The organism is Collinsella aerofaciens, assembly GCF_039062315.1.
Taxonomy (GTDB): Bacteria; Actinomycetota; Coriobacteriia; order Coriobacteriales; family Coriobacteriaceae; genus Collinsella; species Collinsella aerofaciens_BG.
In genome coordinates this window covers 31,704-41,970 of sequence record NZ_JBCJBG010000016.1, presented here as the reverse complement: position 1 = coordinate 41,970, position 10,267 = coordinate 31,704, and the positions used below count along the sequence as shown (strand labels likewise).

7 protein-coding genes and 1 rRNA gene are annotated in these 10,267 nt (G+C 58.1%); 4 read left to right on the top strand and 4 right to left on the bottom strand.

The annotated features are described in order from the left end of the window. The first annotated feature begins 199 nt into the window (after window positions 1–199). From rrf to uvrB, 4 genes are all read left to right on the top strand, one after another. Window positions 200–315 (top strand): 5S ribosomal RNA (rrf, locus tag ABCP74_RS07965). A 191-nt stretch (window positions 316–506) separates the two neighbouring features. Beyond that, a complete protein-coding gene (gene coaE / locus ABCP74_RS07960; RefSeq protein ID WP_343001480.1) occupies window positions 507–1,148 on the top strand; it encodes a dephospho-CoA kinase in 642 nt (213 codons plus the stop codon). Further along, entirely contained in the window at window positions 1,141–1,722 is a 582-nt protein-coding gene (locus ABCP74_RS07955) for a lytic transglycosylase domain-containing protein (protein ID WP_343001479.1), read from the top strand. Before coaE ends, ABCP74_RS07955 begins: the two co-directional genes overlap by 8 nt. Window positions 1,723–1,773: 51 nt before the next feature. Then, complete coding sequence (uvrB, locus tag ABCP74_RS07950) at window positions 1,774–4,014, top strand: excinuclease ABC subunit UvrB (protein ID WP_343001478.1); 2,241 nt, start codon at window positions 1,774–1,776, stop codon at window positions 4,012–4,014. 65 nt (window positions 4,015–4,079) lie between these two features. Here the strand turns inward: uvrB and ABCP74_RS07945 are convergent, their stop codons facing one another. From ABCP74_RS07945 to ABCP74_RS07930, 4 genes are all read right to left on the bottom strand, one after another. Next, window positions 4,080–5,720: an NAD(P)/FAD-dependent oxidoreductase gene (locus tag ABCP74_RS07945; protein WP_343001477.1), complete on the bottom strand. Its 1,641-nt coding sequence runs from the start codon at window positions 5,718–5,720 to the stop codon at window positions 4,080–4,082. Window positions 5,721–5,800: 80 nt separating this feature from the next. Then, the gene (locus ABCP74_RS07940) at window positions 5,801–7,072 is read right to left on the bottom strand and encodes an NAD(P)/FAD-dependent oxidoreductase (RefSeq protein ID WP_343001476.1); all 1,272 of its coding nucleotides are present in this window, start codon (window positions 7,070–7,072) and stop codon (window positions 5,801–5,803) included. Continuing rightward, on the bottom strand, window positions 7,073–7,903 hold the full coding sequence (locus ABCP74_RS07935) for an Mrp/NBP35 family ATP-binding protein (RefSeq protein ID WP_022094864.1): 831 nt from the start codon (window positions 7,901–7,903) through the stop codon (window positions 7,073–7,075). A gap of 145 nt (window positions 7,904–8,048) precedes the next feature. Then, window positions 8,049–10,202 carry an LTA synthase family protein gene (locus ABCP74_RS07930; RefSeq protein WP_343001475.1) on the bottom strand — a complete coding sequence of 718 codons (2,154 nt, stop codon included), beginning with the start codon at window positions 10,200–10,202 and terminating at the stop codon, window positions 8,049–8,051. Window positions 10,203–10,267 lie beyond the last annotated feature (65 nt).

Genomic DNA, 10,267 nt, shown 5'->3' with positions numbered 1-10,267 from the left:
AAGGGCGGCGACGTCCTCAGCCGAGCCGCACTAATCGCCCGAGCTCTTCCGGAACCGCACCTCGCGGCCCGCGGGACATGCGCTCTGAAGCGCGGTCCGGGCACGAGGATGCCCCCGAGTCATCTCCCCTATGCGCCATGCGGCCCCCAGGGCACGTAGATGTGACACCGGACACCGTAACGGTGGGCGCCGCCCACCGGTCAGCGGCCAGAGCATGGGGGGCACGCCCGGTCCCGTTCCGAACCCGGAAGCTAAGCCCCATCGCGCCGAGAGTACTGCGGGGTCAGCCCGTGGGAGGCCAGGGCGCCGCTGACCGGTGGACGGCACCGAGCCGTCATCGAACTGAGAAGGGGGAGGCCTCGCGGCCTCCCCCTTTTTTGCGTTTGATAGAGAGTTGTAATACAAGAACTCGCCTTCGTTTAGCTTGTCTTACTGTTTGGCTGTATTTTGAGTCCTTCTTTTGTATTTGCGCGATAATAACTCCCATTGGCGTTAGGGAGGACTTGATGTTTACCGTTTTTGTCTTGGGCAATATTGCTTCGGGAAAGTCGACTGCCTGCCGCTATCTCGAATCTCATGGCGCCATGCTTATCGATCTGGATGAGCTTGCCAAATCGCTGTATGTGCCAGGCTCCGATATCGTCAATGCCCTCGCCGAAGAATTCGGTTGGGACATTCTGGACGGGGAGGGCGGCATTCGCCGCAATGTTCTCGCTGCTCGAGCTTTCGCCTCTCCTGATACAGTTGCGCGGCTCAACGACATCGTTCATCCGGTTCTCATCGAACAGCTGTCATTGAGGATTCTTGATCCGGTTTGCTGCACGGTTTCGTCCCCCCGTTTCCCCTTTGCGGTTGTTGAGGTTTCTGCCCCGACTGGTTTTGAGGATGCTTTTGGCCTGGCAGATGAAATCCTGGTTATCAGCGCTCCTTTAGCAGTTCGTCGCGAGCGTGCCATTCATCGTGGTATGGAGTCCTCTGATTTTGATGCGCGCTCTGCATGCCAGCCTGATGAGGCTTCGCTTTGCAATCTCGCTACAACGGTGATTGATAATGCGGCAGGCGATAACTCGCTCTTTGAACAACTTGACGCATGGCTTGCGCGCCATGGCTTCGGGGATGTCGTGGATAAGGAGGAGGCCGATGCCTAAGACACGTTTCTTTACGTGGTATCGCGTGGCGCCACTTGCCGTTGTGTTCGTCTTCGGCCTTATTTCGCTCGTCTACTCGTGTGCTCCTGCCGCTTTCTTTAAGCCGCTGTATCCGATTGACTACGAGGCGTATGTAAAACAATCCAGTATTTCGCATAATCTGGATCCGTATCTGGTGTGCGCTGTCATTAAGTCGGAATCGAATTGGGATTCCGAGGCCGAGTCGAATCAGGGTGCTCAGGGATTGATGCAGCTGATGCCCGAGACTGCCCAGGATATGATCGCCAAGGGTCTTGTCGACGGAGGGGAGTATTCGGCCGACAATCTTAACGATCCGGCTACGAATATCGAGTTTGGCTGCGCATACCTCTCGTATCTTCTAACCTATTTCAACGGGTCGACGGATAGTGCCATTGCCGCCTATAACGCCGGTATGGGCAATGTCGACGGATGGGCGCAGCAGAACACGTCACTCCATAATGCGATTACCTTCCCTGAAACTCAGGCTTATCTGATTCGCGTCAATAATGCCTGGGTTCGATATAAGACTCTCTATCCCGATCGGTTCGTATAGGACTAAGCCCACCGCCTGCGTATACTGCAGATGTATGAGTTAGGAGTATCCATGGCGGAATTTGAAGTAGAACGCGTTGGTGGTGAACTTAAGCGCTTTGGCGTTGAGGGCGTTGAGGTGCCGTTTGAAGTCGTCTCTCCCTATGAGCCTGCCGGTTCCCAGCCTAAGGCCATTGAGTCGCTTGTGCAGGGCGTGAGGGACGGAGACCGCTATCAGGTTTTGCTGGGTGTGACTGGTTCGGGCAAGACCTTCACGATGGCAAAGACTATTGAGGCCCTGGGAAAGCCGACGCTGGTCATGGCTCCGAATAAAACGCTCGCCGCTCAGCTTGCGAGCGAGCTCAAAGAGTTTTTTCCCAATAATGCTGTGGTCTACTTCGTCTCGTACTACGACTACTATCAGCCCGAGGCGTATGTGCCGCAAAGCGATACATATATCGAGAAAGACTCCTCGATTAACGAAGAGGTCGAGATGCTGCGCCATCAAGCGACCGCGTCACTGCTCTCTCGACGCGATGTGATCGTTGTCGCATCGGTCTCGTGTATCTATGGCATTGGCTCTCCTGAGGACTATGCGGGTCTGGCTCCAAACGTCGACAAGAAGGTGCCGCTCGAGCGCGATGACTTTATCCATGCACTTATCGACATTCAATATGATCGCAATGACTATGACCTGGCACGTGGCACGTTCCGCGTGCGCGGCGATGTTGTCGACGTGTATCCGCCTTATGCCGAGCATCCGTTGCGGTTTGAGTTCTTTGGCGACGAGGTCGAGCTGATTGCCGAGATCGATGAGGTCACCGGTGAGATGCTTCGTGAGTACGAGGCCATCCCCGTATGGCCGGCATCGCACTACGTGACCGAGAAGCCGAAAGTCAAGGCAGCTCTGAAATCGATCAGCGAAGAGTGCGAGAAGCGCGTGGCGGAGCTCAAGGCGACCGACAAGTTGCTCGAGGCGCAGCGTCTGCAGCAGCGCACCGATTATGATCTTGAGATGCTCGAGACGATGGGCTTTTGCAACGGCATCGAGAACTACTCGCGTCATCTGGACGGTCGCAAGCCGGGTGAGCCGCCGTTTACCCTAATCGATTACTTTCCCAAGGATATGCTCTGCATCATCGATGAGAGCCATGTGACGGTGCCGCAGATTCGCGGCATGCACGAAGGTGACCGCTCGCGTAAGGTGACGCTGGTGGAACACGGTTTTCGCCTGCCCTCGGCGCTCGATAACCGTCCGCTTCGTTTCGATGAGTTTGAGGCGAGGATACCCCAGTTTATCTATGTTTCGGCCACTCCGGGCGACTACGAGCTGCGGGTGAGCCAAAACGACGTGGAGCAGATTATTCGTCCGACCGGCCTGCTCGACCCCAAGATTGACGTGCGTCCAGTTCGCGGCCAGATTGACGATCTTGAGGACGAGATTCGCGAGCGCGTTGCCCGCAAGGAGCGCGTGCTGGTGACCACGCTGACCAAACGCATGGCTGAGGACCTGACCGACCATCTACTCGACGCCGGCATTAAGGTCAACTACATGCACTCTGATACGGCGACAATGGACCGTGTCGAGATCCTGCGAACGCTGCGCGAGGGCAAGATCGATGTTCTCGTTGGCATCAACCTGCTTCGCGAGGGCTTGGATCTTCCCGAGGTCTCACTGGTGGCAATTCTCGATGCCGATAAGGAAGGCTTCTTGCGCAACCGCCGTTCGCTGATTCAGACGATTGGCCGTGCGGCCCGTAACGCCGATGGCGAAGTCATCATGTATGCAGACGTTGTGACCGATTCGATGAAAGAAGCCATCGAGGAGACGCAGCGCCGTCGTGAGATTCAGATGGCATATAACGAAGAGCATGGCATTGTGCCCAAGACGGTCCGCAAGGCCATCAACGACATCTCAAGTTTTATTGCCGAGGCTGAAAAAACTGTGGGTTCCAAGGGGCGCTCGAAGGGCGACTCTCTTGGCCATGGCGCATTCTATACGCCCGATGAGTCGGGTGAGGGCGGCGTGCCGGAAACGGTGGCGCCCGAGCAGACACTTGCGGAGCAGCTGGAAGAACTGCCGCATGACGAGCTTGTGCGGATCGTCGAAACCATGGAAGAGGACATGCGTAACGCTTCTGCCGCCATGGACTTTGAGGAGGCGGCGCGCCTGCGCGATGCCGTCGTTCAGATTCGGGCGATGCTCGAGGGTGCGTCTGAGGACGAGACGATCGAGCGCTTACGTTCGCAGGCCCGCAAGGGTTCCACGTTCGCATCGGGCAGAAAACGCCAGGGTGCACGGTTTAAGAAATAGCGAACAGGCCCCGAGTTCCCTGTGGAGCTCGGGGCCTATGTCTTTTGCGTGCTGGAATTCGTGCGTTAGAGGTCTGCGATCAGGGCTTCGGCACAACGGATGCCGTCGGTGGCCGCGCTCATGATGCCGCCGGCATATCCAGCTCCCTCACCACAAGGGTAGAGGCCCGGGGTCGACACGGCATGGCACGTTCGGTCTCGGGTGACAGTGACCGGTGAGCTCGAACGAGTCTCCACGCCGGTAAGAACGGCATCGGGACGGTCGTAGCCTCGTAGCTTTTTTCCGAGTAGGGGAAGTCCCAGGCGGAGCGACTCGACGATATGCTGCGGTAGGGCTTCGTCAATTGCCGTCCAGGTCACACCGAGCGGATAGGTGGGCTTTACCTTTCCGGGCGCCTTGCTGGCGCGTCCTGCGAGGAAATCTCCGACGAGTTGTGCCGGTGCGTTCCAGTTGGAACCGCCCAGGCGATAGGCGGCCGCCTCGCAGGCACGCTGGAGCTCGATGCCGGCGAGCGGGTCATCGTTGGGAAGGTCCTCAGGCGTGACGTTAACGAGCAGGGCGGCATTTGCGTTACGGCCGTCGCGGGCATTGAGGCTGGCGCCGTTGACGCACAGGTGGCCCTGCTCGGAAGAGGCGGCGACAACCTGCCCGCCGGGGCACATGCAAAACGAGAACACGCTGCGGCCGTTGGGAAGATGGGCAACAAGTTTGTAGGGGGCCGCCCCGAGCGCTGGATGTCCCGCCGAGGCTCCATATTGGGCTCGGTCGATGTCGCGTTGCGGATGCTCGATGCGAACGCCCATGGCAAAGGTCTTTTGTGCGAGGGCCACGTTGTGGTCCTTAAGGAGCTCAAAAATATCGCGAGCAGAATGCCCGCAGGCGAGGATGAGGTGCTTTGTCTCGATTGGCTCGTAAGCGGCGTCTTGGGACGATTGGACATCAATACCGGTGATGGCGCCAGACGCGTCGATGCGAATGTCGATGAGCTTCGTTCGATAGAGGACGACACCTCCGAGCTGCTCGATGCGCTGGGATATAGCGTTGACAACCGTGGGAAGGATGTCGGAGCCAATGTGCGGCTTGGCATCCCACAGAATATCGCGGGGCGCACCCGCCTCGACGAAGGTTTCGAGGATAAGGCGATGGGCGGGATTTTTTGTTCCCGTATTGAGCTTGCCGTCCGAGAAGGTCCCCGCGCCGCCCAGACCAAACTGGATATTGCTCTCGGGGTCGAGGATGCGCTCCTTTAGAAAGAGGTCGATCGCATGCGAGCGGCGAAATGCCGGGTCGCCGCGCTCGATGAGCAAGGGCTTAAGACCTGCTTCGGCGAGCGTGAGCGCAGCGAAAAGGCCGGCGCATCCGGCGCCGACAACGACAGGGCGTTCTTGAGGTGCGTCGGAGACGGGGGAGGGGAATGAAGGCTCATAGTCTTCTATCGCGCGTACGCGCGAGCGGTCACGCTCGGCAACGCTGTCGACCGCTTCTCGCTCGAGGTGGGGACTAGTCAGCTCAACACGAAAGCTCAGGATAAAATGGACGTCTCGTTTTTTGCGAGCGTCGATTGACTTGCGGTGGAGCTCGATGGACTTGATCTCGGAGTCCTTGCAACGTAGGACGCGCTTGGCGACTCGCTTGCCAACAACGAGGCAGGCATTTTCATCGCCGGCTTCATCGAGCGATGCGTTGACTTGGGTGATTTCGATCATCGAGGTCTCCTTAGAGGCAAGAAAGAGGCCGTCCGGTATCCCAGACGGCCCGAATGCGTTTTTGATTATAGACTGCGCGGCTACAGGCTGCTTGCAGCGCGAATGCCCGAGAGCCAGGCCCACGCAAGGTTAAAGCCCCCGCAATCGGCGTCGATGTCGAGCGCTTCGCCGCAGACGTAAAGCGGGGCGTCGACAGCGCTGCGCGCGCGCAGACTGGGTGTTGAGATGCTCTCGACAGATACGCCACCACGCGTGACCTGCGCCGAGCGCTCCTCGGCTGTTCCCTCGACGAGTAACTTAAAGTGCTTGAGGATCGAGACCAGGTGGATGACATCGTTGGAACCTGGATGGCACTGCTCGAACGCTGTGCAGACGACGCGGGAGAGTTGCGGGGCGAGCATGCCGTCGAGCCAACGGGGATCGCGGGGCGAAAAGCCGCCGAGTAGCTCAACGCGCCGATTAAGCATATCGAGCAACTCGTCTTTGGAGAGGTCGGGGAAAACGTCGAGCAGGATCGTATCGCCGTGCTGGATACGACGAGAGAGGTTGAAGACAGCGACGCCCGAGATACCGAAGGGTCGAAACAGCACTTCACCGTCTTCGTGCCAGAGCTCATTATGATTACGGGCGAGCGTCAAGCGGGCGTGGACGCGCAGACCATCCAAGGTCTTGAGGGCCGTCTGGTCGCCAACGACCGATGCCGACACGGGGCAGAGGACGGGGCGCTGCGAAGTGAGGGGGAGGCGAAACGTATCGGCGATACCGGTGGGGTTGCCGCCCGTGGCGATAATTACGGTATGTGCCTGCGGGGCCTCGTTCTTGCGAGGAACATCGGCGAGCGCTTTCCGAAGCGAGCGGAGCTCCGATTTTCGGTCGTCGTGCTTTTTTGCCTTGAGCGCCCGCGCTGGACGGTCTATTTGGAGTGCCCAGCCTCCGGAAGCTTTGTGCGCCGAGACAACGTTGGCTCCGCAGATTAAGGTGATATCTAGGCGGTCGCAAACGTTGAGAAGCGCGTTGCGCACCGATTCGGCGCGAAGGGAGCGCGGGTACAGCCGGCCTTCCTCGGAGGTTGTCATGATGCCCAGCGAGGAGAAGAAACTCATAAGCTCTTGTTCGGGCTGGGGCCCGATGACGGATTCGACGAATGCAGGGTGGTTATACCGCTGAGCATCAATCGATTCGTTGGAGAGGTTGCAGCGGCCGTTGCCGGTCGCAAGGAGCTTAAGGCCGCAGGCGACATCGCGCTCAACGATGCAGACGCTTTTGCCAGCGCGCGCGGCCGTAATGGCGGCGGCGAGGCCTGAAGCCCCGCCGCCGATTACCAGGACGTCATAGAAGGCGCTCGTGTTCACTTAGGCCTCGTCGGTCTCGTGCGGGGTAATGGCCTCGACGGCAGAGACTGCCTTGGGCAACATGCCATCGGGCAGCGCGGTCTCGACCTCGCCCTTATCGCAGGCCTCGGCGAGTGCCGGATTAATGGGAAGCTGGCCCAAGATGTCGAGGTTATAGCGCTCTGCGACCTCGGGGAGCTTGCTCTTGCCAAAGACCTCGATCTTCTTGCCGCAGTCGGGGCACTCAATATAGCTCATGTTCTCGACAATGCCCAGAATGGGGACGTTCATCTTCTCGGCCATGTTGACCGCCTTGGCGACGATCATCGAGACTAGATCCTGCGGGCTCGTGACGATGACGATGCCATCGACGGGCAGCGACTGGAAGACGGTGAGCGCGACGTCGCCTGTTCCCGGAGGCATGTCGACCAGCAGGTAGTCGATGGGGCCCCACGAGGTCTCGCTCCAGAACTGCCTAATGGCGCCTGCGATGACCGGACCGCGCCAAAGGACGGGGTCGGTCTCGTTTTGGAGCAGCAGGTTGGAGCTCATGACCTTGACACCGTGCTCGGAGATTTCGGGCAGCATAAGGTTGCCAAGGGCATGGACGTGGCGTCCGCTCATACCGAACATCTTGGGGATAGAGGGACCGGTGATGTCGGCATCGAGGACGCCGACCTTGTGGCCGTGACGGGCGAGCTCGGTGGCGATGGCGCCGGTGACAAACGACTTGCCGACGCCGCCCTTGCCGGAAAGCACGGCAATGACGCGCTTGACCTCGGACAACGTATTTTCCTCAAATTGCGACGGCGACGTTTGTCCGCCGGCGGCCTGTGCGTGCTCGCAACCCATGTATGACTCCTTTGTATATGTTGGGGCCGGGGCCCCGCGATGTGACACGAGCGTCATTGTACCCTCGTTTGCGAGCGGGAGTCATTTGCGATGCATTTGGGCCGAGCGTGCTTGCAATACGATGGGCCCAAGCGAATGGGCGGGCTTACTGAACTTTGCTGGCGAACTCGAGGTATTGCATGCGCTGCAGCTTGTCGATCGTCGAGGTGTATGGGCTGTCTTCAGATTCCAAGTCGTAGCGCAGCCCGTCGGCACCAAGATAGCCGGCGACATTGATGGTGGGCACATCTGACCTTGTTGCAAGCAGAGCCTTTTGATAGTCGGTGAGCGGGGCGCCGATCTTATTAAGGGTAATGGCTGCAATCTCGTTTGCCCCGACGGTGTCGTAGACGTTGAGCTCGGTATTGCCGGCGATTTCATAGTTGGCCCAGACGAAATAGGTCGACTGATGGATACGGAAAGCGTGGCTTGCCGTATCTTCCTGAGGGTACAGCTCGTCGTTGAGAGTCGTTGCGGCGCTCGGCTGATGGTCGCCAAAAAAGACAAGAACAACCGGTCTGCCGATATTGCGGAGCTCGTTGATAAAGTACTCGAGGTCCCGGTCGGATGCGTTGATGCAGGTGAGATAGGTGTTGAGCGCGCTATTGGCGCCCTCGCTGGCTCCCTCGACCCAATAGTTTGTCAGCTCTTCGGCGGGAACGGTGCCGACATCGTATCCGCCATGGTTTTGCATCGTGACATCGAAGATGAACTGCGGAGCGTCGTCGGTCCTCAGCAGGTCGAGTATCTTGTCATAGGTGGCGTAGTCGCATACGCCGGCATGGTAATAGGGTGCACCTTCGAAATCGGCGATAGATAGGAAATCTCCAAAGCCCAGCTGCTGATAGATTTTATCTCGATGGTAGTTAACGGGGTTTTGCGGGTGCATGGCAGTGGCGGTGTATCCAAGTTCTTTAAGGTCCTTTGCCAAGCTGCTGACATCATTCATCTGATAAAGCTGATAGGGAATCTTGCCCACTCCGACAAAGGCGGTCGTAGCTCCGGTCAAAAACTCAAATTCGGAGTTCGCTGTTCCGCCGCCTGCGACCGAGGCGAGCATAGTGCCGCGTACGAGCGTGTCGGGAAGCGAGTTATAAAACGCAGGGCCGGTATACCCGGCCGCCTGGAGCTGCTCAAAGCACGAAAGGTCGCTAAAGCTTTCGTTCATGACGGCGACGATTGTCGGCTTGATTTCATTGAATTGAGCAACGGCGGCGGCACGCTGCTCGCTCGAGCCATACGTGCTGTCATAGGCGGCGGCGAGCTCCCGCTCGATGTCCTGGGCTTCATCAGACGTATAGCCTGCGGGCTTTTCTATGGGCAGTTCGTTGACCATTTCGGTGAACGAGGTGAGAAAGCCCTGAGACACATACGTCGTAATAGGCTGCCAACGGTCAAATCCAAAGTCGAGCGCCTGTTCCAAGTCGATGCTGGAAAAGCTAGAGAGACCCACGGCAGTCACCAGCAGGAAGGCACAGAGATTGCCGGCAATGACGGGAAAGACGCGAGAGGGCGTACGGAGTTTTCGCGGCCGGATGAGCGAAAGAAGCCCAAAGGAGATTTCGAGCAGCGCGAGCGATGTGACGATACCGGCGGTAAAGGCGAACTCGTATCCTTCGCTTACCTCCGCTGCGGTGCCCAGGGCCAAAATATCGCTCGGCAGGATGGCTTCGCCTTTAAATGTCACGACGAAGTGCTCGGCAATGCCAAGGATGCAGCAGACGATGGGCACAAGGGTCATGACCCCTCCGTGCCGTTGTCCTAGCAAATAAAGAGAGAGCAGGATCGTCGCGAGCAGCCCGACGGAAAAACCAAATGAGTTTGCTGGAATGCGATAGAACGTGTCGTTGCAGGCGATTTCGAGCGAAACGAACGAGAGCACCGAAACCGCGGCGATGACGAGAACGTCGCGACAGGTGCAAGCAATCGTTCCCGTTGCGAAATCGGATTGGTCGATGAATCTCGATACCAAGGGCTCGACAAGGAGCATGACGGCAGCGGCACTGAGCGCTGAATAGGAAAGGATCCATAGGGAACTGTCCTCGTTTACAAGCACTTGATTCGTAATCCAGGCAGCCACCACACCGAGCGGAATGAGGAGCGTCGCGCACCAAAAGGCGCGGGCAATGGGCGGCTTTTCATTGCGTTTGATTGAAAAATACACGCGCACGACGACGGCGGCTACGATAAGGGCGGCGATGAATATGGGCAGATTGGCCATGTCACTCGAAGTGATTTCAAGGGGGATATCTTCGGTCATGGACGTTCCTCTGTTACAGCAAATTAAGTTCAGTATTAGATTACTGTAACCTTTCCACGGCATTT